Origin of the sequence: Enterobacter sp. SST3 (assembly GCF_000286655.1) — a bacterium.
In the GTDB taxonomy this organism is placed as follows: domain Bacteria; phylum Pseudomonadota; class Gammaproteobacteria; order Enterobacterales; family Enterobacteriaceae; genus Enterobacter; species Enterobacter roggenkampii.
Genome location: NZ_ALNS01000018.1, coordinates 1 through 25,097, shown reverse-complemented (window position 1 = coordinate 25,097; position 25,097 = coordinate 1). Strand labels below are relative to the sequence as shown.

Here is a 25,097-nt window from a genome sequence, read left to right as displayed (position 1 = left end):
TCCCTATGTACCAGGTTGTTGCATCTGATTTAGATGGCACGCTGCTTTCCCCTGACCACACGCTGTCGCCTTACGCGAAAGAGACCCTGAAGCTTCTGACCGCCCGTGGCGTGAACTTCGTATTTGCCACCGGCCGCCACCACGTCGACGTGGGGCAGATCCGCGATAATCTTGAGATCAAATCGTACATGATCACCTCCAACGGTGCGCGTGTGCACGATACCGACGGCAACCTGATCTTTACCCACAACCTGGATCGCGATATTGCCGCCGATCTGTTCGGCGTGGTGCACAACAACCCGGCTATCGTTACGAACGTTTACCGCGACGACGACTGGTTCATGAACCGCCACCGCCCGGATGAGATGCGTTTCTTCAAGGAAGCCGTATTCAACTACTCCCTGTACGAGCCAGGCCTGCTGGAGCCGGAAGGGATCAGCAAGGTGTTCTTCACCTGCGACAGCCACGAAGAGCTACTCCCGCTGGAACAGGCGATCAACGCCCGCTGGGGCGATCGCGTCAACGTCAGCTTCTCAACCCTGACCTGTCTGGAAGTGATGGCGGGAGGCGTCTCCAAAGGGCACGCGCTGGAAGCGGTCGCGAAACGTCTGGGCTTCGAGCTGAAAGACTGTATCGCCTTTGGCGACGGCATGAACGATGCTGAAATGCTGTCGATGGCGGGTAAGGGCTGCATCATGCAGAACGCGCATCAGCGTCTGAAAGATCTGCACCCGGAGCTGGAGGTGATTGGTTCTAACGCTGACAACGCGGTACCGAAATACCTGTGCAAGCTGTTCCTTGAATAATCCTCATTTGGTTGTTTATTGCTCAGTTGTCAACTAAAGAGTTCGCTACAATGCCTGTCCTTCTTTCTGAGAGACAAGCATTGTGGCGCTACTCATTATCACCACTATCCTGTGGGCCTTCTCCTTTAGCCTGATTGGCGAATACCTTGCCGGTTCGGTCGACAGCTACTTCTCGGTGCTGATGCGCGTGGGGCTGGCGGCGCTGGTGTTCCTGCCGTTTCTGCGCACGCGCGGGCAGTCGCTGAAAACGATTGTGCTGTATATGCTGGTGGGGGCGATGCAGCTCGGCATCATGTACCTGTTCAGCTTCCGGGCTTACGTCTACCTGTCCGTCTCGGAATTCCTGCTGTTCACCGTGCTAACACCGCTCTATATCACGCTGATCTACGATTTGCTTAGCAAGCGCCGCCTGCGTTGGGGATATCTGCTGAGCGCGGCGCTGGCGGTGATTGGCGCGGCAATTATTCGCTACGACAAAGTGAGCGATCACTTCTGGACCGGGCTGATGTTCGTCCAGCTCGCCAACATCAGCTTCGCCATCGGCATGGTGGGCTACAAACGCCTGATGGAAACCCGTCCGATGCCGCAGCATAACGCGTTTGCGTGGTTCTACATGGGGGCTGCGATCGTCGCGGTGGCGGCGTGGTTTATGCTGGGTAACCCGCAAAAGCTGCCTACCACCACCGTACAGTGGGGTGTTCTGGTCTGGCTGGGCGTCGTGGCTTCCGGGTTGGGGTACTTCATGTGGAACTACGGCGCGACGCAGGTCGACGCCGGTACGCTCGGGATCATGAACAACGTACATGTTCCTGCAGGGCTGCTGGTCAACCTTGCCATCTGGCAGCAACAGCCGCACTGGCCAAGCTTCCTTATTGGGGGAGCGGTGATCCTGGCTTCGCTGTGGGTCCATCGACGCTGGGTCGCTCCGCGCTCCGCACAAACGGAAGATGGTCGCACGCGTGGTTCCGCGCTGAGCGAATAAACGCCTCCGTAATCGGCTGACGCTGCTCGCCATCGCGCACGGCGGCGTACAGCCGGCTCCACAGTCCTTCACCCAGGGTTTTGGTGACCACCAGGCCCTGGCGTTCAAAACTCTCCACCACCCAGTGCGGCAGCGCCGCGATACCCATGCTGGCCGCTACCATCTGAATCAACAGCAAGGTGTTATCCACGCTTTTCAGCTGCGGGCTAATGCCTGCGGGCTGCAGGAAGTGGCGCCAGATATCCAGACGACTGCGCTGCACCGGGTAAATCAGCAGCGTTTCCGTTGCCAGGTCTTCCGGCGTGATGCGCGTTTTGGTCGCCAGCGGATGGTCCGGTGCCAGCACCAGGCGCACCTCATAATCAAACATCGGCGAATAGTGCAGGCCGCTGCGCGGCAGAATATCGGACGTCATCACCAGATCCAGCTCGCCCTGCTGCAGCGAGGGCTGCGGGTCGAACGTCACGCCGGATTTAAAGTCCATCTCCACCTGCGGCCACTTCTGGCGGAAGTTCTCAAGCGCGGGGGTCAGCCACTGAATACAGCTGTGGCACTCAATGGCGATACGCAGCGTGGTCTGCTGCGGTTCGTTACACGCCTGCAGCGCGCTGGCGATCTGCGGCAGAACCTGATTCGCCAGCTGAAGCAAAATTTCGCCCTGCGGCGTAAAGCGCAGCGGCTGGCTCTTACGCACAAAAAGACGGAAGCCGAGGCGTTGTTCCAGATCGCTGAACTGGTGAGAAAGGGCGGACTGGGTCTGGTGCAGCGTGGCCGCCGCTGCCGCGAGCGATCCGCAGTTCCGCAACGCTTGCAGCGTTTTCAGGTGTTTTATCTCGATCATGAAAGTCCTTCACTTCGCCATGAACATTTTGCGCTTGAGGAATATACAGTACCTGCCAATTATAGAAGTGTAAACATCTGGACGTCTAAATAACGAATTTCACAAGGGGCATACCATGACAATCCGCAATCACACTCTCGGTTTCCCTCGCGTTGGCCTGCGTCGCGAGCTGAAAAAAGCGCAAGAAAGCTACTGGGCGGGGAACGCCACCCGTGAAGAACTGCTGGCAGTGGGGCGCGAGCTGCGCGCCCGTCACTGGGCGCAGCAGAAGCAGGTGGGAATTGACCTGCTGCCGGTGGGCGATTTCGCCTGGTACGACCATGTTCTGACGACCAGCCTGCTGCTTGGCAACGTGCCGGCTCGTCATCAGAACAACGATGGATCGGTAGATATCGATACCCTGTTCCGCATCGGCCGTGGCCGTGCGCCAACGGGTGAGCCAGCGGCAGCGGCGGAAATGACCAAGTGGTTTAACACCAACTATCACTATATGGTACCGGAGTTCGTAAAAGGTCAGCAGTTCAGGCTGACCTGGACGCAGCTTCTGGATGAAGTGGACGAAGCGCTGGCGCTGGGCCACCAGGTGAAACCCGTACTGTTGGGGCCGGTGACCTATCTGTGGTTGGGGAAAGTCAAAGGCGAGCCGTTTGACCGGCTCAGCCTGCTGAAGGACATTCTGCCGGTCTACAAACAGGTGCTGATTGAACTGGGCAAACGTGGCATTCAGTGGGTGCAAATCGACGAGCCCGCGCTGGTGCTCGAACTGCCTCAGGTTTGGCTTGATGCTTTCAAACCGGCTTACGATGCACTCAACGGACAGGTGAAGCTGTTGCTTACCACCTACTTTGAAGGTGTGACGCCGAACCTCAGCACCATCACCAGATTGCCGGTGCAGGGGCTGCACGTTGACCTGGTGCACGGTAAAGATGACGTCGCAGAACTGCACAAGCGCCTGCCAGCAGACTGGCTGCTCTCCGCCGGTCTGGTCAACGGCCGTAACGTCTGGCGCGCCGATCTGACCGAGAAATACGCCCAAATTAAAGACATCGTCGGCAAACGCGAGCTTTGGGTGGCTTCATCCTGCTCGCTGCTGCACAGTCCGATCGATCTGAGCGTGGAAACCCGTCTCGACCCTGAAGTAAAAAGCTGGTTTGCCTTCGCCCTGCAAAAATGTGAAGAGCTGGCGCTGCTGCGCGATGCGCTGAACAGCGGCGACACGGCGGCGATTCGCGAATGGAGTGCACCAATCCAGGCGCGCCGCCACTCGGCTCGCGTGCACAACCCGGCGGTAGAAAAACGCCTGGCGGCCATCACCGCCCGGGACAGCCAGCGCCATAGCCCGTATGAAGTGCGTGCCGAAGCCCAGCGCGCCCGGTTCAACCTGCCTGCGTGGCCAACCACCACTATCGGTTCCTTCCCGCAGACCACCGAAATCCGCGGCCTGCGTCTGGACTTCAAAAAGGGGAATCTGGATGCGAATCACTACCGCACCGGGATTGCCGAACACATCAAGCAGGCGATTATCGAGCAGGAGCGGCTGGGGCTGGACGTGCTGGTGCACGGCGAGGCCGAGCGTAACGACATGGTGGAATACTTCGGTGAACACCTGGACGGGTTCGTCTTTACCCAGAACGGCTGGGTGCAAAGCTATGGCTCCCGCTGCGTCAAGCCGCCGGTGGTCATCGGTGACGTCAGCCGTCCGGAGCCGATCACGGTTGAGTGGGCGAAGTACGCCCAGTCCCTGACCGACAAGCCGGTAAAAGGCATGCTCACCGGTCCGGTGACCATTCTTTGCTGGTCCTTCCCGCGTGAGGACGTGACCCGCGAGACCATCGCGAAGCAAATCGCGCTGGCGCTGCGTGATGAAGTGGCGGATCTGGAAGCCGCAGGCATTGGCATTATCCAGATTGACGAACCGGCGCTGCGCGAAGGTCTGCCGCTGCGCCGCAGCGACTGGGATGCCTACCTGAAGTGGGGCGTGGAGGCGTTTCGCATCAACGCCGCGGTGGCGAAGGACGACACCCAGATCCACACCCACATGTGTTACTGCGAATTCAACGACATCATGGATTCGATTGCCGCGCTGGACGCTGACGTGATCACCATCGAGACCTCGCGTTCAGACATGGAGCTGCTGGAGTCGTTTGAAGAATTCGACTACCCAAACGAAATCGGTCCGGGGGTGTACGACATCCACTCTCCGAACGTGCCGAGCGTGGAGTGGATTGAGTCGCTGCTGAAAAAAGCGGCCCAGCGCATTCCGGCAGAGCGTCTGTGGGTGAACCCGGACTGCGGCCTGAAAACTCGCGGCTGGCCGGAGACGCGTGCCGCGCTGGCGAACATGGTGAAGGCGGCGCAAAACTTGCGTCAGGCTTGATGATGCGTAGGCCCGGTAAGGCGTAGACGCCACCGGGCTTTTTTTTACGCTTTTTTACCGCCGTACTGGCTGAACCACGCCAGCATTCTCTGCCAGCCGTCTTTGGCTGATTCCGCGTGATAGCTCGGACGATAATCCGCGTTAAACGCGTGCCCGGCATCCGGATACACCACGATCTCCGCCTTCGCATTGGCCGCACGGAGCGCATGGCGCATGGTCTCTACCGAATCCAGCGAAATACCGGTGTCCTGACCGCCATACAGCCCTAATACGGGGGCATTCAGCTCCGTGGCGATATCCACGGGATGTTGCGGTGAATTGAGTGTTTTTTCACCTACCAGTTTACCGTACCAGGCCACAGCGGCTTTAAGCTGCGGGTTATGCGCGGCATACAGCCAGCTGATGCGTCCGCCCCAGCAGAAACCGGTGACCAGCAGACGATGGGGATCGCCCCCGTTGCGCGCCGCCCAGCTGGCGACGTGGTCGAGATCGGCCAGCACCTGCGCATCCGGGACTTTGCTGACCAGGTTGCTGAGCAAGGTGGGAATATCGCTGTAATCGTTCGGATCGCCCTGGCGAAAGTAGAGCTCTGGCGCAACGGCCAGATAGCCTTCCAGCGCCAGCCGGCGGCAGAGGTCGCGAATGTGTTCGTGAACGCCGAAAATTTCCTGGACCACGATTACGATGGGCAGCGGACCGTCTGCCGATTTTGGTCGGGCGTGGTAAGCAGGCATATTCTCTCCCTGCGAGGGAATAGAGGTGTCACCCGCCGTGATGGCCTCTTCAGACGTTGAGACGATGGTTGAGGCATGCGGGGCCGCAGCAGGTGCAAAACCGGTTTTTTCAGTCATGGCATTCTCCGTACCAATGAGTTAGCGCAAAGGTAAATATAGTCACCAGGTTAACAACTCACAGTGCCTTAAACGGTCTATCTTTTGTGCAGCACCTGACGATATAACTTGTTAATGTGATGTAAATCACTTTTTTATGGAAATTCAATGCAATCATTTTCATTCATGGTGAGATGTGTCACGAAATTATGCTTTCCGCTTCTGTAAAGTACCGTTTTACTTCTTCTGACTAACCGACCCACAGAGGAGTCACCTATGTCTAAGTCTGATGTTTTTCATCTCGGCCTCACTAAAAACGATTTACAAGGGGCTACGCTCGCTATCGTCCCTGGCGATCCGGAGCGTGTGGAAAAGATCGCCGCGCTGATGGATAAGCCGGTTAAGCTGGCAGCCCATCGTGAATTCACCACCTGGCGCGCAGAGCTGGATGGTAAAGCCGTGATCGTGTGTTCTACCGGTATCGGTGGCCCGTCTACGTCTATTGCTGTTGAAGAGCTGGCACAGCTGGGCATTCGTACTTTCCTGCGTATCGGTACGACCGGCGCTATTCAGCCGCACATCAACGTGGGCGACGTGCTGGTCACGACCGCGTCCGTGCGTCTGGATGGCGCAAGCCTGCACTTTGCGCCGATGGAATTCCCGGCAGTAGCAGACTTTGAATGTACCACCGCGCTGGTTGAAGCCGCGAAATCCGTTGGCGCGACCACTCACGTGGGTGTAACCGCTTCGTCCGATACCTTCTATCCCGGTCAGGAGCGTTACGACACCTTCTCTGGCCGCGTGGTAAGCCGCTTCAAAGGCTCTATGGAAGAGTGGCAGTCCATGGGCGTGATGAACTACGAAATGGAATCCGCCACGCTGCTGACCATGTGCGCAAGCCAGGGCCTGCGTGCCGGTATGGTGGCGGGCGTTATCGTCAACCGTACTCAGCAGGAGATCCCGAACGCTGAAACCATGAAGCAGACCGAAAGTCATGCGGTGAAAATCGTGGTTGAAGCCGCGCGTCGCCTGATCTAATCCTCTCCTTTCGAAATCAAAGGCCGACACGTTCGGCCTTTATTTTTTGCGTAGCGCCTCGCAGGAAAACCCTTTCAAACTGGACGTTTATACAGCACAATCTTATTTTGTGCGGGTAATACGTTGATGCAGGGGGCATTGTGGATATCTCAGTCCTGATTTATGCGGTGATTGCGCTGGCGGGCGTGGCGATAGGCTGGCTCATTTCCAGCTATCAGCATGCACAGCAGAAGGCCGATCAACTGGCTGAACGCGAAGAGATCGTCGCCGAATTAAGCGCGGCAAAGCAGCAGCTTGTGCTGAGTGATCACTGGCGAGAGGAGTGCGAGTTACTCAACAACGAGCTGCGCAACCTGAGAGATATCAACACCTCGCTGGAGGCCGATCTCCGCGAAGTGACCACCCGTCTGGAATCCACTCAACTGCATGCGGAAGATAAAATCCGCCAGATGATCAACAGCGAGCAGCGCCTCAGCGAACAGTTTGAAAACCTCGCGAACCGTATTTTTGAGCACAGCAACCGCCGCGTTGACGAGCAGAACCGCCAGAGCCTGAACAGCCTGCTGACGCCCCTACGTGAACAGCTGGACGGCTTCCGACGCCAGGTACAGGACAGCTTTGGTCAGGAAGCCCGAGAGCGGCACACCCTGGCGCATGAAATCCGCAATCTCCAGCAGCTGAATGCCCAGATGGCGCAGGAGGCGGTCAACCTCACCCGCGCGCTTAAAGGGGATAACAAAACCCAGGGCAACTGGGGAGAAGTGGTGCTGACCCGCGTCCTGGAAGCCTCTGGCCTGCGGGAAGGGTATGAATACGAAACGCAGGTGAGTATCGAAAACGATGCCCGCTCGCGAATGCAGCCGGATGTGATTGTGCGGCTGCCGCAGGGCAAAGATGTGGTGATTGACGCCAAAATGACGCTGGTGGCGTATGAGCGTTACTTCAATGCGGAGGATGACTACACCCGAGAATCGGCGCTGCAGGAGCACATTGCCTCGGTGCGTAATCATATTCGCCTGCTCGGCAGGAAAGACTATCAGCAGCTACCGGGGCTGCGCTCGCTGGACTATGTCCTGATGTTTATTCCGGTCGAGCCCGCGTTTCTGCTGGCACTCGACAGGCAGCCTGAACTCATCACCGAAGCGCTCAAAAATAATATTATGCTGGTCAGCCCCACCACGCTGCTGGTGGCCTTACGCACGATTGCGAACCTGTGGCGCTACGAGCACCAGAGCCGCAACGCGCAGCAGATTGCCGACCGCGCCAGCAAGCTGTACGACAAAATGCGCCTCTTCGTGGACGACATGTCCTCAGTCGGGCAGAGCCTGGACCGCGCGCAGGATAACTACCGTCAGGCGATGAAAAAACTCGCCTCAGGACGTGGCAATCTTCTGGCGCAGGCCGAATCATTCCGCAGCCTGGGGGTTGAGGTGAAACGCGAGATTAATCCGGAATTGGTTGAACAGGCTACCGCCCAGGACGACGAGTTTCGCCTGCGTGAAGGGGCGGACGAACAAAAGACAAACAGTGAAGACAACACGTTAGCGGTGGATTTATCACCAGACGAGACTCCGACGCGTTTCTTTCGCGGTGGTTGAAACGTAGGGCAATTGCGCCCAATCTGTTACACTTCACGAACATTTTACTGATAAGCAGGCTCTGAGATGGTTGACGATTCACAAGACACAACGCACTTTGGCTTTCAGACTGTCGCCAAAGCGCAGAAAGCTGACATGGTGGCCCATGTATTTCATTCCGTGGCGGCGAAGTACGATGTGATGAATGACCTGATGTCGTTCGGCATTCATCGCTTGTGGAAGCGCTTCACTATCGACTGTAGCGGCGTGCGTCGTGGACAAACGGTGCTGGATTTAGCCGGTGGTACGGGCGATTTAACCGCGAAATTCTCTCGTCTGGTGGGCGAAACCGGGCGCGTTGTCCTCGCCGATATTAATGACTCCATGCTCAAAATGGGCCGCGAAAAGCTGCGTAACATCGGCGTGGTGGGGAACGTGGAATATGTGCAGGCCAACGCTGAAGCGCTGCCATTTCCGGATAATACCTTTGACTGCATCACGATCTCCTTCGGTCTGCGTAACGTGACCGATAAAGAAAAAGCGCTGCGCTCCATGTATCGCGTGCTGAAGCCGGGTGGACGCCTGCTGGTGCTTGAATTCTCCAAACCGATTATCGAGCCGCTGAGCAAAGCTTACGACGCCTATTCCTTCCACGTGCTGCCGCGCATCGGTGAGCTGGTGGCTAACGACGCGGAAAGCTATCGCTATCTGGCGGAATCTATCCGTATGCACCCGGATCAAGACACCTTAAAAGCCATGATGCAGGATGCTGAATTCGAGAACGTTGAATATTTCAACCTGACGGCGGGTGTCGTCGCGCTGCATCGCGGTTACAAGTTCTGAGTGGAGGTGTCCCGTGCCCTTTAAACCCTTAGTCTCCGCAGGTATCGAAAACGTACTGAATGCCTTTCTCTATCGTGCACCAGCGCTGAAGGCTGCGCGTCAGCGGCTAAACGGGAAGGTATTGCGCATTGTTTTAAAAGAGTTCTCGACGCCGCTGGTGCTGGTCTTCAGCGAACGCCAGCTTGACGTTCTGGGGGCGTGGGAAGGTGACGCCGACTGCTCGGTCATCACGCACATGAGCGTGCTGCCAAAACTGCGCGATCGCCAGCAATTAACGGCACTTATCCGCAGCGGTGAGCTGGAAGTGGAAGGCGACATTCAGGTCGTGCAGAACTTCGTTGCGCTTACCGATCTGGCGGAGTTTGATCCGGCAGAGCTGCTCGCGCCGTTTATCGGTGACATTGCCGCGGAAGGCATCGGGAAGGTTCTTCATGGTGGCGCGTCCTTTGCGCGTAAAAGCCTGCTACGTCAGCAACGCTATGCGGCGGAAGTACTGACTGAAGAGTGGCGAATGGCCCCCGGACCGCTGGAAGTGGCATGGTTTGCGGAAGAAACCGCGGCTGTTGAACGTGCGGTTGATGCGTTAACCAAACGGCTGGAAAAACTGGAGGGCAAATGACGCCTGGTGAAATTCGGCGCCTCTACTTCATTATTCGTACCTTTTTGAGCTACGGGCTCGACGAGCTTATCCCTAAAATGCGTATCACGCTGCCGCTTCGTATCTGGCGGCGGATGCTGTTCTGGATGCCTAACCGCCATAAAGGTCAGCCGCTTGGCGAACGCCTGCGCCTGGCGCTGCAGGAGCTTGGCCCGGTATGGATTAAGTTCGGGCAGATGCTGTCGACCCGCCGCGATCTCTTTCCGCCGCACATTGCCGATGAACTGGCGATGCTGCAGGACCGTGTTGCCCCGTTTGACGGGGTGAGGGCGAAGAAACAGATCGAAGAGGCGATGGGTAATCTTCCCGTTGAAACCTGGTTTGACGATTTCGAAATAGAACCGCTGGCGTCGGCTTCTATTGCTCAGGTGCACACTGCGCGTCTGAAAGAAAACGGCAAAGAGGTGGTAATTAAGGTGATCCGCCCGGATATTCTGCCGATCATCAAAGCCGACATGAAGCTGATTTACCGTCTGGCCCGTTGGGTTCCGCGTTTATTACCTGATGGCCGCCGACTGCGCCCGATGGAAGTGGTGCGGGAATATGAAAAAACGCTGATTGATGAGCTTAACCTGCTGCGCGAATCGGCAAACGCTATTCAGCTGCGTCGCAACTTTGAAAACAGCCCGATGCTTTATGTCCCTGAAGTCTATTCTGACTACTGCAGCCAGAACATGATGGTGATGGAGCGTATCTACGGTATTCCGGTTTCGGATGTGGTGGCCCTGGAGAAGCAGGGAACGAACATGAAGCTGTTGGCCGAGCGTGGCGTGCAGGTCTTCTTCACCCAGGTGTTCCGCGACAGCTTTTTCCATGCGGACATGCACCCGGGCAATATCTTCGTGAGCTACGAGCACCCTGAGGATCCGAAGTATATCGGTATCGACTGCGGGATTGTGGGGTCGCTGAATAAAGAAGATAAACGGTATCTGGCCGAGAACTTCATCGCGTTCTTCAACCGCGACTACCGTAAGGTGGCCGAGCTGCACGTCGATTCCGGCTGGGTGCCGCCGGACACCAACGTCGAAGAGTTCGAGTTTGCGATCCGGACCGTTTGCGAACCGATTTTTGAAAAACCGCTGGCGGAAATCTCCTTCGGACATGTGCTGTTGAACCTGTTCAACACGGCTCGCCGCTTTAATATGGAAGTTCAGCCACAGCTAGTTTTACTTCAGAAAACACTACTTTACGTTGAGGGTGTAGGCCGACAGCTCTATCCTCAGTTAGACTTGTGGAAGACCGCGAAACCCTTCCTGGAATCCTGGATTAAGGATCAGGTTGGCATTCCGGCGCTGGTGCGCTCGCTGAAAGAGAAAGGCCCGTTCTGGATAGAAAAAATGCCTGAAATTCCTGAACTGGTTTATGACAGTTTGCGTCAGAGCAAGAACCTTCAGCACAGCATGGATAAAATCGCTCGCGAACTTCAGTCCAGCCGTGTTCGCCAGGGCCAGTCACGCTATCTCTTTGGGATTGGCGCAACGCTGCTGCTGAGCGGCACGCTGCTGCTGATCAACCGCCCGGAGTGGCAGATGATGCCCGCCTGGCTGATGGCCGCCGGGGTGGTTGTCTGGCTTGCCGGATGGCGAAAAACGCGCTGAGTTTGCGTCGCTATCGACAGGTCGCATACGTATAATGCGACCTGACTTATTAATCATCTATCCCTGAGGAACATGTATGGGTGGTATCAGTATCTGGCAATTGTTGATCATTGCCGTCATCGTCGTGCTGCTGTTTGGCACCAAAAAGCTCGGTTCTATTGGTTCCGATCTGGGCGCGTCTATCAAAGGCTTCAAAAAAGCGATGAGCGATGATGAGAGCAAGCAGGATAAAACCAGCCAGGACGCTGACTTTACTGCTAAATCCATCACCGACAAGCAAGAAGAAGCCAAAAAGGAAGACGCTAAACGCCACGATAAAGAGCAGGTGTAAGTCGTGTTCGACATTGGTTTTAGTGAGCTCCTGCTGGTCTTTGTGATTGGCCTGATCGTGCTGGGGCCTCAGCGTCTGCCGGTGGCGGTGAAAACCGTTGCGGGCTGGGTTCGTGCGCTGAGATCGCTGGCATCGACCGTTCAGAATGAACTGGCCCAGGAGCTTAAGCTGCAGGAATTTCAGGAAAGCCTGAAAAAGGTTGAGAAGGCGAGCATGGATAACCTGACGCCGGAACTGAAAGCGTCAATGGATGAGCTGCGCGAAGCGGCGGAATCCATGAAGCGCTCCTATAGCATCAACGATCCTGAAAAAGCGAGCGATGAAGCGAACACCATCCATAACCCGGTGGTGAAGGGCAGCGAAGAACAGCGTGAGGGCGTCACGCCTGCCAGCGCTGAACATCAGGCTGCTGCGCCTGAACAGACGCCGCAGGAAACCGAAGTGAAAAAACAGGTGCAGCCGGAAAAGCCCGTGGTTAACGCTGCCGAGGCAAAGCCCGCCGCGCCCGTTTCCGAATCATCCCCCTCGTCGAGTGATAAAGCGTAAACATGGCTGTAGATGATACTCAACCGCTGATTACGCACCTCATAGAGCTGCGTAAGCGCCTGTTAAACTGCATTATTGCGGTTCTCGTTATTTTTCTATGCCTGGTCTATTTCGCCAACGATATCTACCAGGTGGTTTCTGCGCCGCTGATCAAGCAGATGCCGCTGGGCGCAACGATGATTGCAACAGACGTTGCTTCCCCGTTCTTTACCCCCATCAAGTTGACCTTTTGGGTGTCGTTGATTGCCTCTGCGCCCGTGATTCTGTACCAGGTGTGGGCCTTTGTGGCGCCGGCACTGTATAAGCACGAACGCAAGCTGGTCATTCCGCTGCTGGTATCCAGTTCGCTGCTGTTCTATATCGGCATGGCGTTTGCCTATTTCGTTGTCTTCCCGCTGGCCTTCGGCTTCCTGACGCATACCGCGCCGGAAGGCGTCCAGGTGTCGACGGATATCGCCAGCTATCTTAGCTTTGTGATGGCGCTGTTTATGGCGTTTGGCGTGGCATTCGAAGTGCCGGTGGCCATTGTGCTGCTCTGCTGGGTAGGGGTCACCACGCCGGATGACCTGCGTAAGAAGCGTCCGTATATCCTGGTCGGCGCCTTCGTTGTCGGCATGCTGTTGACCCCGCCGGATGTATTCTCCCAGACGCTGCTGGCCATACCGATGTACTGCCTGTTTGAGGTCGGCGTCTTCTTCTCACGGTTCTACGTGGGTAAAGGGCGTCGGTCGGATGACGAAGACGATACCTCCGACAAGACCACTGAAGAGTAAAACCAGCCGCCCGTCAGGGCGGTTGTTATATGGGGATTCGCATGTTTGATATCGGACTCAACCTGACCAGCTCGCAGTTTGCGAAAGATCGTGATGAGGTGGTTGCGCGCGCGTTTGCCGCCGGGGTGAAAGGACTGCTGCTGACGGGCACCAACCTGCATGAGAGCGAGCAGGCACAGCAGCTGGCGCAACGCTACGAACGCTGTTGGTCTACCGCTGGCGTGCATCCTCACGACAGCAGCCAGTGGACCCCGGAAAGCGGTGAAATCCTGCGCAGGCTGGCGAAGACACCTGAAGTGGTGGCGATTGGCGAATGCGGCCTCGATTTTAACCGTAACTTCTCCACGCCTGAAGAGCAGGAAAAGGCATTCACTGCCCAGCTTGCGCTGGCGGCAGAGCTTGAAATGCCCGTATTTATGCACTGCCGCGACGCGCATGAGCGTTTCCTGACGCTTCTGGATCCGTGGGTCGAGAAACTGCCCGGCGCGGTGCTGCACTGCTTCACCGGCTCACGGCAGGAGGCGCTGGAGTGCCTGGAGCGCGGGCTTTATCTGGGGATTACCGGCTGGGTTTGCGACGAGCGCCGCGGGCTTGAGCTTCGGGAGCTGCTACCGACGATCCCAGCTAACCGCTTGCTCCTTGAAACGGATGCACCTTATCTTCTGCCGCGCGATTTGAAACCCAAACCGGCATCGCGACGCAATGAGCCCGCTTATCTGGGGCACATAGTTGAGCGCGTCGCGACGTGGCGCGGAGAGGATCCGCACTGGCTTTCCGCACAGACGGATGACAACGTGCGTAATCTGTTTGGGATAAACGTTTAAAGTTTGCGGAAGTCGGTGTTTTTAACGCTCTGCAGCACCTGCTTGTTCAGCAGATTAAGCAACAGCATAGAGCGCGCTTCCCCGTCCGGCTCGGCAAAAATCGCCTGCAGGCCTTCGAAAGCCCCTTCGGTAATCACGACGCTATCGCCCGTGTAGGGCGTTTCCGGGTCGGTAAGGTCTTCGGGCTGCTGATAAATCGACAGCTGGTGGATGACCGATGAGGGAACCGTCGCGGGGTGAGCGCCGAAGCGAACAAAATGGCTGACGCCGCGCGTGGCGCTGATGGTGGTGGTGTGGATCACCTCCGGATCGAACTCCACGAACAGGTAGTTCGGGAACAACGGCTCGCTAACGGTTGTGCGCTTCCCGCGCTGCATTTTTTCAAGCGTGATCACGGGCGTCAGGCAATTAACTGACTGACGTTCAAGATGTTCCTGCGCGCGCTGAAGTTGCCCGCGTTTGCAATACAGTAAATACCAGGCCTGCATAATCACTCTTTCCCTTAGTTCGGGGCGCAAGCATATCAAAACCCTGGCGGGATCGCTAAGTTGATTATAATGGGCGAAAATGGGACAGAACGCATAACTTCACGCTAATTTAACAAAATTACAGCATCAAGCAGTCTTACGCCGTATAATGAAGCGCTTACAGAGAGGCCATGATTAACTGCATGAAATACCACGATCTCCGCGACTTCCTGACGCTGCTGGAAAAGCAGGGTGAACTCAAACGTATAACACTTCCTGTCGATCCTTATCTGGAGATGACAGAAATTGCTGACCGCACCCTGCGTGCCGGTGGCCCCGCATTACTGTTTGAAAATCCGAAAGGGTACGCCATGCCGGTGCTGTGCAACCTGTTTGGCACACCGCGTCGCGTCGCACTGGGGATGGGGCAGGAAGACGTCACGGCCCTGCGCGAAGTCGGTAAGCTGCTGGCCTTCCTGAAAGAGCCGGAGCCGCCGAAAGGCTTCCGCGATCTGTTCGACAAGCTGCCGCAGTTTAAGCAGGTGCTGAACATGCCCACCAAACGCCTGCGCGGCGCGCCCTGCCAGCAGAAGGTGCTGGAAGGCGATGCGGTTGATTTGACTAAAATCCCTATCATGCAGTGCTGGCCGGAAGATGCCGCGCCGCTGATCACCTGGGGACTGACCGTCACGCGCGGTCCGCACAAAGAGCGCCAGAATCTTGGTATTTACCGCCAGCAGTTGATTGGCAAGAATAAGCTCATCATGCGCTGGCTGTCGCATCGCGGCGGCGCGCTCGATTTTCAGGAGTGGTGTGCTGCGCGTCCGGGTGAACGTTTCCCGGTGTCTGTCGCGCTCGGCGCCGATCCGGCCACCATTCTGGGAGCCGTCACGCCCGTACCGGATACGCTCTCGGAATATGCCTTTGCAGGCCTGCTGCGCGGAACGAAAACGGAAGTCGTGAAGTGTATCTCAAACGATCTCGAAGTCCCGGCCAGTGCAGAAATTGTGCTGGAAGGTTACATTGAGCAGGGTGAACTGGCGCCAGAAGGCCCTTACGGCGACCACACCGGCTATTACAACGAAGTGGATAACTTCCCGGTGTTTACCGTGACGCACATTACGCAGCGTGAAGATGCGATTTATCACTCCACGTATACCGGGCGTCCACCGGATGAACCGGCAGTACTGGGCGTGGCGCTGAATGAAGTGTTTGTGCCGATCCTGCAAAAGCAGTTCCCGGAAATTGTTGATTTTTATCTGCCGCCTGAAGGATGCTCGTATCGCCTGGCAGTGGTCACGATGAAGAAGCAGTATCCTGGTCACGCGAAACGCGTGATGATGGGCGTGTGGTCTTTCCTGCGCCAGTTTATGTATACCAAATTTGTTATTGTCTGCGATGATGACGTTAACGCCCGCGACTGGAATGACGTAATCTGGGCTATTACCACGCGAATGGACCCGGCGCGCGATACGGTGTTAGTCGAAAACACGCCGATAGATTACCTGGATTTTGCCTCGCCGGTTTCCGGCCTTGGCTCAAAAATGGGACTGGATGCCACAAATAAATGGCCTGGCGAAACCGATCGTGAATGGGGTCGCCCGATCAAAAAAGATCCTGCTGTGACCGCGCGCATTGATGCGATCTGGGACGAACTGGCCATAATGAATAACGGTAAACCCTGAGCTGACCGTTAAGCCCTATAGACTTCCCGACAGAGAGAGCGAATGACAACCTTAAGCTGTAAAGTGACCTCGGTAGATGCCATCACCGACACCGTATATCGCGTCCGTTTAGTGCCAGAAGCGCCATTCTCTTTCCGCGCGGGTCAGTATCTGATGGTCGTGATGGATGAGCGTGATAAGCGTCCTTTCTCTATGGCCTCAACGCCAGCGGAGCAGGAATTTATTGAGCTTCATATTGGTGCGTCAGAGCTTAACCTGTATGCGATGGCCGTCATGGACCGCATTCTGAAAGAGCGCGAGATCGTGGTGGATATTCCGCACGGTGATGCGTGGCTGCGCGATGATGAAGACCGTCCGCTGATCCTGATTGCCGGTGGTACAGGTTTCTCCTACGTGCGCTCCATTCTGCTGACCGCCCTGGCGCGTAATCCCGACCGTGATATCACCATCTACTGGGGTGGCCGTGAAGAGAAACACCTGTATGACCTGTCCGAACTCGAAGCGCTGAGCGTCACCCATCCTAACCTGCGCATTGAGCCGGTGGTTGAGCAGCCGGAAGAGGGCTGGCGCGGGCGTAGCGGTACGGTACTGACGGCAGTGCTGCAGGATCACGGTACGCTGGCAGGACATGACATCTATATTGCAGGGCGTTTCGAGATGGCGAAAATCGCCCGCGATCTGTTCTGTAACGAACGTGATGCGCGTGAAGACCGCCTCTTTGGCGATGCGTTTGCCTTCATTTAAATAAAAAACCCGCCCCTGACAGGCGGGAAGAACGGCAACTAAACTGTCTCTCTTCGCCAGTGACACGACTGGCGGCGAGGTACCTCTCGTAGGCCGGGAAAGCGCAGCGCCTCCCGGCAAAAGCCCGATGGCGCGATGCTTATCGGGCCTACGTTATAGCCTTACACTCTCTCAAACACCGTCGCGATACCCTGACCCAGACCGATACACATCGTTGCCAGACCAAACTGGGCATCTTTGCGTTCCATCAGGTTGATCAGCGTCGTGCTGATACGCGCCCCGGAACAGCCCAGCGGGTGTCCGAGGGCGATCGCGCCGCCGTTGAGGTTAATCTTCTCGTCGATCTGCTCCATCAGCCCCAGATCTTTAATGCACGGCAGGATCTGCGCGGCGAACGCTTCGTTCATCTCAAACAGATCGATGTCGCTGGCGGTTAAGCCCGCTTTTTTCAGCGCCAGCTTTGAAGCCGGAACCGGGCCGTAGCCCATGATCGACGGATCGCAGCCCACGACCGCCATCGAACGCACGCGGGCGCGAGGCGTTAACCCCAGCTCGCGGGCGCGACTTTCGCTCATCACCAGCATCGCGGCGGCGCCGTCGGACAGCGCCGACGAGGTCCCTGCCGTGACCGTACCGGTGACGGGGTCAAACGCCGGACGCAGGGTGGAAAGCGCTTCGACGGTGGTTTCCGGGCGAATGACTTCATCGTAGCTGAACTGCTTCAGAACGCCGTCTGCATCGTGGCCGCCGGTCGGGATGATCTCGTTCTTAAAGGCACCGGACTGCGTGGCGGCCCAGGCGCGAGCGTGAGAGCGCGCGGCAAAGGCATCCTGCATTTCGCGGCTGATGCCGTGCAGGCGGGAGAGCATCTCGGCGGTCAGGCCCATCATCCCCGCAGCTTTCGCCACGTTGCGGCTCATCCCAGGGTGGAAATCGACCCCGTGACTCATCGGGACGTGACCCATGTGCTCGACGCCGCCCACCAGGCAAGCCTGCGCATCGCCGGTCATGATCATGCGGGCCGCGTCGTGCAGCGCCTGCATTGACGAACCGCACAGGCGGTTGACGGTGACGGCCGGAACCGAATGCGGGATCTCCGCCAGCAGCGACGCGTTGCGGGCGATGTTGAAGCCCTGCTCCAGGGTCTGCTGCACGCAGCCCCAGTAGATATCGTCCAGCGCAGCCGGATCCAGCGCCGGGTTACGCGCCAGCAGGCTACGCATCAGGTGCGCGGAGAGGTCTTCCGCACGCACGTTACGGAACGCGCCGCCTTTTGAACGGCCCATCGGGGTGCGAATCGCATCAACAATGACAACCTTTTCCATTGTGACTCCTTAAGCCGTTTTCAGCTCGCCAACCGGACGGGCTGGCTCAACTGCGGGATAGTAGGGTTCGTTATGGCGCGCTTTGTTACGCAGCCCTTCCGGCACTTCGTACAGCGGGCCGAGGTGCTGATACTGCTGAGCCATATCGAGATAGCGGGCGCTGCCGAGCGTGTCCAGCCAGCGGAACGCACCGCCGTGGAACGGAGGGAAGCCGAGGCCATACACCAGCGCCATGTCGGCTTCTGCCGGGCTGGCGATAATGCCTTCTTCGAGGCAACGCACCACTTCGTTAATCATCGGGATCATCATCCGGGCGATGATTTCATCGTCGGTGAAGTCGCGTTTTGGCTGACTGACGTCGGCCAGCAGGCCATCCACCGCCGGATCTTCTTCTTTCTTCGGTTTGCCTTTGCTGTCTTCTTTATAGCGCCAGAAGCCCAGGCCGTTTTTCTGACCGAAGCGGTTAGCGTCGAACAGCGCGTCAATGGCGTCGCGATAGTCTTTCTGCATGCGCTGCGGGAAACCTGCCGCCATCACCGCCTGGGCGTGGTGGGCGGTATCAATGCCCACAACGTCCAGCAGATACGCCGGGCCCATCGGCCAGCCGAACTGTTTTTCCATCACTTTGTCGATTTTGCGGAAGTCCGCGCCGTCGCGCAGCAGCTGGCTAAAACCGGCGAAGTAAGGGAACAGCACGCGGTTGACGAAGAAGCCCGGGCAGTCGTTAACGACGATCGGCGTTTTGCCCATCTTGCTGGCCCATGCCACCACTTTGGCGATGGTGTCGTCTGAGGTTTTTTCCCCGCGGATCACTTCGACCAGCGGCATACGGTGTACCGGGTTGAAGAAGTGCATACCGCAGAAGTTTTCCGGACGCTTCAGCACGCTCGCCAGTTCGCTGATTGGAATGGTGGAGGTGTTAGAGGCCAGAACGGTACCCGGGCGAACCTTGTCTTCCGTTTCCGCCAGCACCGCTTTTTTCACTTTCGGGTTCTCGACGACGGCTTCGACCACCACGTCGACACGATCGAAACCGCTGTATTCCAGCACGGGCTGAATGGTGGAGATCACGCCTGCGAGCTTCAGCCCGTCAATTTTGCCGCGCTCAAGCTGTTTATTCAGCAGCTTGGCCGCTTCGGTCATGCCCAGCGTCAGGGATTTCTCGTTGATGTCTTTCATCACTACCGGCACGCCTTTCCAGGCAGACTGGTAGGCGATGCCGCCACCCATAATGCCCGCGCCGAGTACCGCCGCATGTTTTGGCGTCTCAACGTTTTTGGTCAGCTGTTTGGCTTTGCCTTTCACGAACTGATCGTTCAGGAAGATACCGACCAGCGCGCGAGCCTCATTGGTGTGCGCCAGCGGGACAAAGCTCTGATTTTCGAGCTTCAGCGCTTCATCGCGCCCGAAACGGGCAGCCGCTTCAATGGTTTTCACCGCCGCGATCGGCGCCGGGTAGTGTTTACCCGCCGTCTGCATCACCATGCCTTTGGCGATGGTGAAGCTCATGGTGGCTTCAATCTTGCTGAGTTTTAACGGCTCCAGCTTCGGCTGGCGTTTGGCCTTCCAGTCGAGCTCGCCGTTAATGGCCTGACGCAGAATGGCGAGTGCGCCTTCAACAAGCTTCTCATGTTTTACAACGCCGTCGACCAGGCCAATTTTCTGCGCCTGTTCTGCGCTGACGTCTTTACCCGCGGCAATGATCTCCAGCGCGCTGTCGGCGCCCAGCATGCGCGGCATACGGACGGAGCCGCCAAAGCCCGGCATAATGCCCAGCTTGGTTTCCGGCAGGCCGATGCGCAGATCCGGCGTCGCCAGGCGGTAGTCGGTCGCCAGCACGCACTCACAGCCGCCGCCCAGCGCGTAGCCGTTAACGGCGGAAATGGTCGGGACAGGCAGATCTTCCAGACGATTAAAGACGCTATTGGCAAAGTGCAGCCACTGGCTCAGCTGTTCTTCCGGCACCAGGAAGAGCGAAAGGAATTCGGTGATATCGGCACCGACGATAAAGGCCGCTTTGTTCGAGCGCAGCAGCAGCCCTTTTAATTCAGTTTGTTTTTCCAGAACATCCAGCGCCTGGCCAAGACTGGCCACCGTCGCGGTATCGAGCTTATTGACTGAGCCGGGGGCATCGAACACGAGTTCGGCAATGCCATCTTCCAGCCAGTTGAGGTACAGGGTGTCGCCTTTGTAGAGCATGTCAGTCTCCTGAATCCAGCAAGTGGATCTGGTCATACCAGATGAGTCGGAGTGTGGGATTTATGTTAATAAAATGCAAATTACTCATTAAGAAATTGCTGCATTGATCACGGTCGGTGGAAATCACGCAGGCGGAGTGAGGTGTGCTAAGATGCGATGACTTGAGGTCAAAAAACGAAAGGAATAATGATGGACTCACTGGCTTCGCTTTATAAAAATCATATCGTTACCCTACAGGAACGTACCCGCGATGTACTGGCCCGCTTTAAGCTGGATGCGCTGCTGATCCACTCCGGCGAGCTGATGAATACCTTTCTGGATGACCACGCTTATCCGTTTAAGGTGAACCCACAGTTTAAGGCCTGGGTACCAGTGACGCAGGTTCCCAACTGCTGGCTGCTGGTGGATGGTGTGAACAAGCCGAAACTGTGGTTCTACCTGCCGGTCGATTACTGGCACAACGTTGAGCCGCTGCCGACCTCTTTCTGGACGGAGGAAATTGAGGTCATTGCGCTGCCAAAAGCGGACGGCATTGGCGGCCAGCTGCCTGCCGCGCGTGGCAACATCGCTTATATTGGCCCTGTTCCGGAGCGTGCATTAAGCCTGGATATTGCGGCAGACAAGCTCAACCCGAAAGGGGTGCTGGATTACCTCCACTATTACCGCGCGTATAAAACTGACTACGAACTTTATTGCATGCGTGAAGCGCAAAAGACCGCGGTAAACGGTCACCGTGCGGCGCATGAAGCCTTCCAGTCCGGCATGAGCGAGTTCGATATCAACCAGGCGTACCTGACCGCCACCGGTCATCGCGATACCGACGTGCCGTACAGCAACATTGTCGCGCTCAACGAGCACGCGTCCGTCCTGCACTACACCAAACTGGATCACCAGGTTCCTTCAGAAATGCGCAGCTTCCTGCTGGACGCAGGGGCCGAGTACAACGGCTACGCGGCCGATCTGACCCGTACCTGGGCGGCAAATGCGGATACCGATTTTGCACAGCTGATCAAAGACGTGAACGATGAACAGCTGGCGCTGATTGGCACCATGAAGGCGGGAACCAGCTATGTGGACTACCACATCCAGTTCCATCAGCGCATTGCTAAACTGCTGCGTAAGCATCAGATTGTGAAAGACATGAGCGAAGAGGCGATGGTCGAGAACGATCTGACCGGGCCATTTATGCCGCACGGTATCGGCCACCCGCTGGGCCTGCAGGTGCACGACGTTGCGGGCTTTATGCAGGATGATACCGGTACGCACCTGGCGGCACCGTCTAAATATCCTTACCTGCGCTGCACCCGTATTCTGGAGCCGCGCATGGTGTTGACGATTGAACCGGGGATCTACTTTATCGAATCCCTGCTGGCGCCGTGGCGTGAAGGCCAGTTCAGCAAGCACTTCAACTGGGCAAAAATTGACGCGCTGAAGCCGTTTGGCGGCATTCGTATCGAAGATAACGTGGTGATTCACGAAAACGGTATCGAGAATATGACGCGAGATCTGAAGCTGGCCTGATGGAAAGCTGGCTGATACCGGCTGAACCGGTCACCTTTGTTGAGGAAATCAAGAAAAGCCGCTTCATTACCCTGCTGGCGCATACCGACGGCGTAGAGGCGGCAAAAGCGTTTGTCGAGTCCGTCCGGGCTGAGCATCCTGACGCCCGTCACCACTGCGTGGCGTGGGTAGCAGGGCCACCGGACGATTCGCAGCAGCTGGGGTTTTCCGATGACGGTGAACCGGCGGGCACGGCCGGTAAACCCATGCTCTCGCAGCTGATGGGTAGCGGCGTGGGTGAAATTACCGCCGTGGTGGTGCGCTACTACGGCGGCATCCTGTTAGGTACGGGTGGGCTGGTAAAAGCGTATGGCGGCGGCGTTCAGCAGGCACTGAATATCCTGAAGACCACCCGCAAAACGCCTCTCACCGAATATACTTTGTTATGCGATTACGCCCAGCTCTCGGGTATTGAAGCGCTGCTGAGGCAGTTTAACGGTGTCATCGCACACAGTGAATATCAGGCGATGGTGCAATTACGCGTGGCGCTTCCTCAGGCGGAACTGGCTGCTTTTTCAGCAAAACTGGCTGATTTTAGTCGTGGTTCGTTGCAATTGCTGCCGATTGAAGAATAATCCCCACCTCACTTTTGAATACCAAAGGAAGCGGCAGAGATGCATTTTCGTGCCATAACCCGAATCGTTGGACTGCTGGTCATACTCTTTTCCGGGACGATGATTATCCCTGGACTGGTGGCGCTTATCTACCGGGACGGGGCGGGGCGGGCATTTACCCAGACCTTCTTTGTCGCGCTGGCGATCGGCTCCCTGCTGTGGTGGCCGAACCGTCGTCAGAAAGGTGAGCTGAAATCTCGCGAAGGCTTTCTGATTGTGGTCCTGTTCTGGACGGTGCTGGGGAGCGTCGGTTCGCTGCCCTTTATCTTCTCTGAACAGCCTAACCTGAGCATCACGGATGCCTTCTTTGAATCCTTCTCCGGCTTAACGACGACCGGGGCCACGACGCTGGTGGGGCTGGATTCGCTGCCGCACGCGATTCTCTTTTATCGCCAGATGCTGCAGTGGTTTGGCGGTATGGGGATCATCGTCCTGGCGGTGGCCATCCTGCCGATTCTGGGCGTCGGGGGGATGCAGCTCTATCGCGCCGAAATGCCAGGACCGCTGAAAGATAACAAGATGCGGCCGCGTATTGCCGAGACGGCGAAAACCCTGTGGCTGATTTATGTCTTGCTGACGGTAGCCTGTGCGCTGGCGCTATGGTTTGCCGGGATGCCTGCGTTTGATGCTATCGGACACAGTTTTGCGACGATTGCCATCGGCGGGTTCTCCACCCACGATGCCAGCGTGGGCTATTTCGACAGCCCAACGATTAACACTATCATTGCCATTTTCCTGCTGATCTCCGGCTGTAACTACGGCCTGCACTTCTCTTTACTGAGCGGGCGCAGCCTGAAGGTGTACTGGCGTGACCCTGAGTTCCGCATGTTCATTGGGGTCCAGCTGACGCTGGTGATCATCTGTACGCTGGTGCTGTGGTTCCATGATGTCTATAACTCCGCGTTGACCACGCTAAACCAGGCCTTCTTCCAGGTGGTGTCGATGGCGACGACCGCCGGGTTTACCACGGACAGCATCGCCCGTTGGCCGCTGTTCCTGCCGGTGCTTCTGCTCTGTTCCGCGTTTATCGGCGGCTGTGCGGGGTCGACGGGCGGTGGTCTGAAGGTGATCCGTATTCTGCTGCTGTTCAAGCAGGGCAACCGTGAGCTGAAGCGTCTGGTCCACCCAAATGCGGTCTACAGCATTAAGCTGGGGAACCGCGCGCTGCCGGAACGTATCCTCGAAGCGGTGTGGGGATTCTTCTCGGCGTATGCGCTGGTCTTTATCGTCAGTATGCTGGCGATTATCGCGACGGGAGTGGATGATTTCTCCGCCTTTGCGTCCGTCGTCGCAACATTGAATAACCTCGGGCCTGGCCTGGGCGTGGTGGCGGATAACTTTGCCAGTATGAACCCGGTCGCGAAATGGATCCTCATCGCCAATATGCTGTTTGGTCGTCTTGAGGTCTTTACGCTGCTGGTGCTGTTCACCCCTACATTCTGGCGCGAGTAAGGAGCCGTTGATGAAAACACTGATTCTTTTTTCTACGCGAGACGGACAAACGCGTGAGATTGCCGCATACCTTGCATCGGAATTAAAAGAGTTGGGTATTTACTCGGATGTGGTGAACCTGAACCGTGCGGAACAGATTGCCTGGCAGGATTACGACCGCGTGGTGATTGGTGCATCTATTCGTTACGGGCATTTCCATCCGGCGCTGGATCGCTTTGTGAAAAAGCACACGGCAGTACTCAACAAAATGCCAGGCGCGTTTTACTCGGTCAATCTGGTTGCGCGTAAAGCGGAGAAGCGCACGCCACAGACCAACAGCTACACGCGCAAGTTTTTACTCAGCTCGCCGTGGCAGCCAGACCTGTGCGCCGTTTTTGCCGGCGCGCTGCGCTACCCTCGCTACCGCTGGTATGACCGCTTTATGATCCGTCTAATTATGAAGATGACGGGGGGAGAAACCGATACGCGTAAAGAAGTGGTTTATACCGACTGGTCGCAGGTAGCCAGTTTTGCGCGGGAAATCGCACATTTAACGGGCGATTCGCGACTTAAATAAGCGTTAAGTTTGAAAAGTGAGCGAACGAAAAGTTTTTTGTATTTTGTGCTTGTCACTTCAGAATAACTCCCTATAATGCGCCTCCACTGACACGGAACAACGGCACACACGCCGCCGGGTCAGCAGAGAATAGCGAAAATAAACGCTTGACTCTGAAGCGGGAAAGCGTAATATGCACACCCCGCGCCGCAGCGAAAACGAAGCGGCACTGCTCTTTAACAATTTATCAGACAATCTGTGTGGGCACTCAAAGTGACATGGATTCTTAATGTCTTCGGACAATAAATGAATGCCAAGTCTCTGAGTGAACATACGTAATTCATTACGAAGTTTAATTCACGAGCATCAAACTTAAATTGAAGAGTTTGATCATGGCTCAGATTGAACGCTGGCGGCAGGCCTAACACATGCAAGTCGAGCGGCAGCGGAAAGTAGCTTGCTACTTTGCCGGCGAGCGGCGGACGGGTGAGT

General features: G+C 56.8%; 23 protein-coding genes and 1 rRNA gene. 19 read left to right on the top strand and 5 right to left on the bottom strand.

The genetic code is table 11. From position 1 onward, the window contains the following. Positions 1 to 5: 5 nt before the first annotated feature. A complete protein-coding gene (gene yigL / locus B498_RS10245; protein WP_008501531.1) occupies positions 6 to 806 on the top strand; it encodes a sugar/pyridoxal phosphate phosphatase YigL in 801 nt (266 codons plus the stop codon). An 82-nt stretch (positions 807 to 888) separates the two neighbouring features. Beyond that, a complete protein-coding gene (locus B498_RS10250; RefSeq protein ID WP_008501530.1) occupies positions 889 to 1,788 on the top strand; it encodes a carboxylate/amino acid/amine transporter in 900 nt (299 codons plus the stop codon). Here the strand turns inward: B498_RS10250 and metR are convergent. Beyond that, the gene (gene metR / locus B498_RS10255) at positions 1,676 to 2,629 is read right to left on the bottom strand and encodes an HTH-type transcriptional regulator MetR (protein ID WP_008501529.1); all 954 of its coding nucleotides are present in this window, start codon (positions 2,627 to 2,629) and stop codon (positions 1,676 to 1,678) included. The two genes, B498_RS10250 and metR, sit on opposite strands and share 113 nt — an antisense overlap. Positions 2,630 to 2,744: 115 nt before the next feature. Between metR and metE the strand changes: the two genes are divergently transcribed. Further along, on the top strand, positions 2,745 to 5,006 hold the full coding sequence (gene metE, locus B498_RS10260; RefSeq protein ID WP_008501528.1) for a 5-methyltetrahydropteroyltriglutamate--homocysteine S-methyltransferase: 2,262 nt from the start codon (positions 2,745 to 2,747) through the stop codon (positions 5,004 to 5,006). 44 nt (positions 5,007 to 5,050) lie between these two features. Here the strand turns inward: metE and B498_RS10265 are convergent, their stop codons facing one another. Next, a complete protein-coding gene (locus B498_RS10265; RefSeq protein ID WP_008501527.1) occupies positions 5,051 to 5,857 on the bottom strand; it encodes a dienelactone hydrolase family protein in 807 nt (268 codons plus the stop codon). Positions 5,858 to 6,112: 255 nt separating this feature from the next. Here B498_RS10265 and udp point away from each other — a divergent pair, with 255 nt between their 5' ends. The 9 genes from udp to tatD all read left to right on the top strand — a co-directional run bounded on the left by udp (position 6,113) and on the right by tatD (position 14,024). Continuing rightward, positions 6,113 to 6,874, top strand: a complete 762-nt coding sequence (udp, locus tag B498_RS10270; protein WP_003860792.1) for a uridine phosphorylase — start codon at positions 6,113 to 6,115, stop codon at positions 6,872 to 6,874. A 140-nt stretch (positions 6,875 to 7,014) separates the two neighbouring features. After that, positions 7,015 to 8,472, top strand: a complete 1,458-nt coding sequence (gene rmuC / locus B498_RS10275) for a DNA recombination protein RmuC (protein ID WP_008501526.1) — start codon at positions 7,015 to 7,017, stop codon at positions 8,470 to 8,472. A 66-nt stretch (positions 8,473 to 8,538) separates the two neighbouring features. Further along, entirely contained in the window at positions 8,539 to 9,294 is a 756-nt protein-coding gene (gene ubiE, locus B498_RS10280) for a bifunctional demethylmenaquinone methyltransferase/2-methoxy-6-polyprenyl-1,4-benzoquinol methylase UbiE (protein ID WP_008501525.1), read from the top strand. Positions 9,295 to 9,307: 13 nt separating this feature from the next. Continuing rightward, the gene (gene ubiJ, locus B498_RS10285) at positions 9,308 to 9,913 is read left to right on the top strand and encodes a ubiquinone biosynthesis protein UbiJ (RefSeq protein ID WP_008501524.1); all 606 of its coding nucleotides are present in this window, start codon (positions 9,308 to 9,310) and stop codon (positions 9,911 to 9,913) included. Next, a complete protein-coding gene (gene ubiB / locus B498_RS10290) occupies positions 9,910 to 11,550 on the top strand; it encodes a ubiquinone biosynthesis regulatory protein kinase UbiB (protein WP_008501523.1) in 1,641 nt (546 codons plus the stop codon). The genes ubiJ and ubiB overlap by 4 nt, the downstream gene beginning before the upstream one ends. A 76-nt stretch (positions 11,551 to 11,626) precedes the next feature. Beyond that, the gene (gene tatA / locus B498_RS10295; RefSeq protein WP_008501522.1) at positions 11,627 to 11,881 is read left to right on the top strand and encodes a Sec-independent protein translocase subunit TatA; all 255 of its coding nucleotides are present in this window, start codon (positions 11,627 to 11,629) and stop codon (positions 11,879 to 11,881) included. A 3-nt stretch (positions 11,882 to 11,884) separates the two neighbouring features. Further along, complete coding sequence (gene tatB, locus B498_RS10300; protein ID WP_008501521.1) at positions 11,885 to 12,427, top strand: Sec-independent protein translocase protein TatB; 543 nt, start codon at positions 11,885 to 11,887, stop codon at positions 12,425 to 12,427. Positions 12,428 to 12,429: 2 nt separating this feature from the next. Next, positions 12,430 to 13,200 carry a Sec-independent protein translocase subunit TatC gene (gene tatC, locus B498_RS10305; RefSeq protein ID WP_008501520.1) on the top strand — a complete coding sequence of 257 codons (771 nt, stop codon included), beginning with the start codon at positions 12,430 to 12,432 and terminating at the stop codon, positions 13,198 to 13,200. A gap of 41 nt (positions 13,201 to 13,241) precedes the next feature. After that, a complete protein-coding gene (tatD, locus tag B498_RS10310; protein WP_008501519.1) occupies positions 13,242 to 14,024 on the top strand; it encodes a 3'-5' ssDNA/RNA exonuclease TatD in 783 nt (260 codons plus the stop codon). On the opposite strand, the gene rfaH is transcribed toward tatD, so the two are convergent. Further along, the gene (gene rfaH / locus B498_RS10315) at positions 14,021 to 14,512 is read right to left on the bottom strand and encodes a transcription/translation regulatory transformer protein RfaH (protein ID WP_008501518.1); all 492 of its coding nucleotides are present in this window, start codon (positions 14,510 to 14,512) and stop codon (positions 14,021 to 14,023) included. The two genes, tatD and rfaH, sit on opposite strands and share 4 nt — an antisense overlap. Before the next feature lie 170 nt (positions 14,513 to 14,682). On the opposite strand from rfaH, the gene ubiD reads away from it, so the two are divergent. Further along, positions 14,683 to 16,176, top strand: coding sequence for a 4-hydroxy-3-polyprenylbenzoate decarboxylase (gene ubiD, locus B498_RS10320; RefSeq protein WP_008501517.1), 1,494 nt, complete (start codon positions 14,683 to 14,685; stop codon positions 16,174 to 16,176). A 42-nt stretch (positions 16,177 to 16,218) separates the two neighbouring features. Further along, positions 16,219 to 16,920 carry an NAD(P)H-flavin reductase gene (fre, locus tag B498_RS10325; RefSeq protein WP_008501516.1) on the top strand — a complete coding sequence of 234 codons (702 nt, stop codon included), beginning with the start codon at positions 16,219 to 16,221 and terminating at the stop codon, positions 16,918 to 16,920. 161 nt (positions 16,921 to 17,081) lie between these two features. On the opposite strand, the gene fadA is transcribed toward fre, so the two are convergent. Further along, positions 17,082 to 18,245, bottom strand: coding sequence for an acetyl-CoA C-acyltransferase FadA (gene fadA / locus B498_RS10330; RefSeq protein WP_008501515.1), 1,164 nt, complete (start codon positions 18,243 to 18,245; stop codon positions 17,082 to 17,084). 9 nt (positions 18,246 to 18,254) lie between these two features. Next, entirely contained in the window at positions 18,255 to 20,444 is a 2,190-nt protein-coding gene (gene fadB / locus B498_RS10335) for a fatty acid oxidation complex subunit alpha FadB (protein ID WP_008501514.1), read from the bottom strand. A gap of 189 nt (positions 20,445 to 20,633) precedes the next feature. On the opposite strand from fadB, the gene pepQ reads away from it, so the two are divergent. The 5 genes from pepQ to B498_RS0121480 all read left to right on the top strand — a co-directional run. Then, the gene (pepQ, locus tag B498_RS10340; RefSeq protein ID WP_008501513.1) at positions 20,634 to 21,965 is read left to right on the top strand and encodes a Xaa-Pro dipeptidase; all 1,332 of its coding nucleotides are present in this window, start codon (positions 20,634 to 20,636) and stop codon (positions 21,963 to 21,965) included. Beyond that, on the top strand, positions 21,965 to 22,579 hold the full coding sequence (locus B498_RS10345) for an IMPACT family protein (protein WP_008501512.1): 615 nt from the start codon (positions 21,965 to 21,967) through the stop codon (positions 22,577 to 22,579). Before pepQ ends, B498_RS10345 begins: the two co-directional genes overlap by 1 nt. A gap of 39 nt (positions 22,580 to 22,618) precedes the next feature. Beyond that, positions 22,619 to 24,070 carry a Trk system potassium transporter TrkH gene (gene trkH / locus B498_RS10350; RefSeq protein ID WP_008501511.1) on the top strand — a complete coding sequence of 484 codons (1,452 nt, stop codon included), beginning with the start codon at positions 22,619 to 22,621 and terminating at the stop codon, positions 24,068 to 24,070. 10 nt (positions 24,071 to 24,080) lie between these two features. Beyond that, a complete protein-coding gene (gene hemG, locus B498_RS10355; protein WP_008501510.1) occupies positions 24,081 to 24,626 on the top strand; it encodes a menaquinone-dependent protoporphyrinogen IX dehydrogenase in 546 nt (181 codons plus the stop codon). A 353-nt stretch (positions 24,627 to 24,979) separates the two neighbouring features. Then, positions 24,980 to 25,097 (top strand): 16S ribosomal RNA (locus tag B498_RS0121480); the annotation flags it as partial.

What these genes read in the sequence shown, in the direction of transcription:
- yigL (WP_008501531.1), top strand. Translation starts at nt 6, where the DNA reads ATGTACCAGGTTGTTGCATCTGATTTAGATGGCACGCTGCTTTCCCCT.
- metR (WP_008501529.1), bottom strand. Translation starts at nt 2,629, where the DNA reads ATGATCGAGATAAAACACCTGAAAACGCTGCAAGCGTTGCGGAACTGC.
- metE (WP_008501528.1), top strand. Translation starts at nt 2,745, where the DNA reads ATGACAATCCGCAATCACACTCTCGGTTTCCCTCGCGTTGGCCTGCGT.
- B498_RS10265 (WP_008501527.1), bottom strand. Translation starts at nt 5,857, where the DNA reads ATGACTGAAAAAACCGGTTTTGCACCTGCTGCGGCCCCGCATGCCTCA.
- udp (WP_003860792.1), top strand. Translation starts at nt 6,113, where the DNA reads ATGTCTAAGTCTGATGTTTTTCATCTCGGCCTCACTAAAAACGATTTA.
- ubiE (WP_008501525.1), top strand. Translation starts at nt 8,539, where the DNA reads ATGGTTGACGATTCACAAGACACAACGCACTTTGGCTTTCAGACTGTC.
- ubiB (WP_008501523.1), top strand. Translation starts at nt 9,910, where the DNA reads ATGACGCCTGGTGAAATTCGGCGCCTCTACTTCATTATTCGTACCTTT.
- tatA (WP_008501522.1), top strand. Translation starts at nt 11,627, where the DNA reads ATGGGTGGTATCAGTATCTGGCAATTGTTGATCATTGCCGTCATCGTC.
- tatC (WP_008501520.1), top strand. Translation starts at nt 12,430, where the DNA reads ATGGCTGTAGATGATACTCAACCGCTGATTACGCACCTCATAGAGCTG.
- tatD (WP_008501519.1), top strand. Translation starts at nt 13,242, where the DNA reads ATGTTTGATATCGGACTCAACCTGACCAGCTCGCAGTTTGCGAAAGAT.
- rfaH (WP_008501518.1), bottom strand. Translation starts at nt 14,512, where the DNA reads ATGCAGGCCTGGTATTTACTGTATTGCAAACGCGGGCAACTTCAGCGC.
- ubiD (WP_008501517.1), top strand. Translation starts at nt 14,683, where the DNA reads ATGATTAACTGCATGAAATACCACGATCTCCGCGACTTCCTGACGCTG.
- fre (WP_008501516.1), top strand. Translation starts at nt 16,219, where the DNA reads ATGACAACCTTAAGCTGTAAAGTGACCTCGGTAGATGCCATCACCGAC.
- fadA (WP_008501515.1), bottom strand. Translation starts at nt 18,245, where the DNA reads ATGGAAAAGGTTGTCATTGTTGATGCGATTCGCACCCCGATGGGCCGT.
- fadB (WP_008501514.1), bottom strand. Translation starts at nt 20,444, where the DNA reads ATGCTCTACAAAGGCGACACCCTGTACCTCAACTGGCTGGAAGATGGC.
- pepQ (WP_008501513.1), top strand. Translation starts at nt 20,634, where the DNA reads ATGGACTCACTGGCTTCGCTTTATAAAAATCATATCGTTACCCTACAG.
- B498_RS10345 (WP_008501512.1), top strand. Translation starts at nt 21,965, where the DNA reads ATGGAAAGCTGGCTGATACCGGCTGAACCGGTCACCTTTGTTGAGGAA.
- trkH (WP_008501511.1), top strand. Translation starts at nt 22,619, where the DNA reads ATGCATTTTCGTGCCATAACCCGAATCGTTGGACTGCTGGTCATACTC.
- hemG (WP_008501510.1), top strand. Translation starts at nt 24,081, where the DNA reads ATGAAAACACTGATTCTTTTTTCTACGCGAGACGGACAAACGCGTGAG.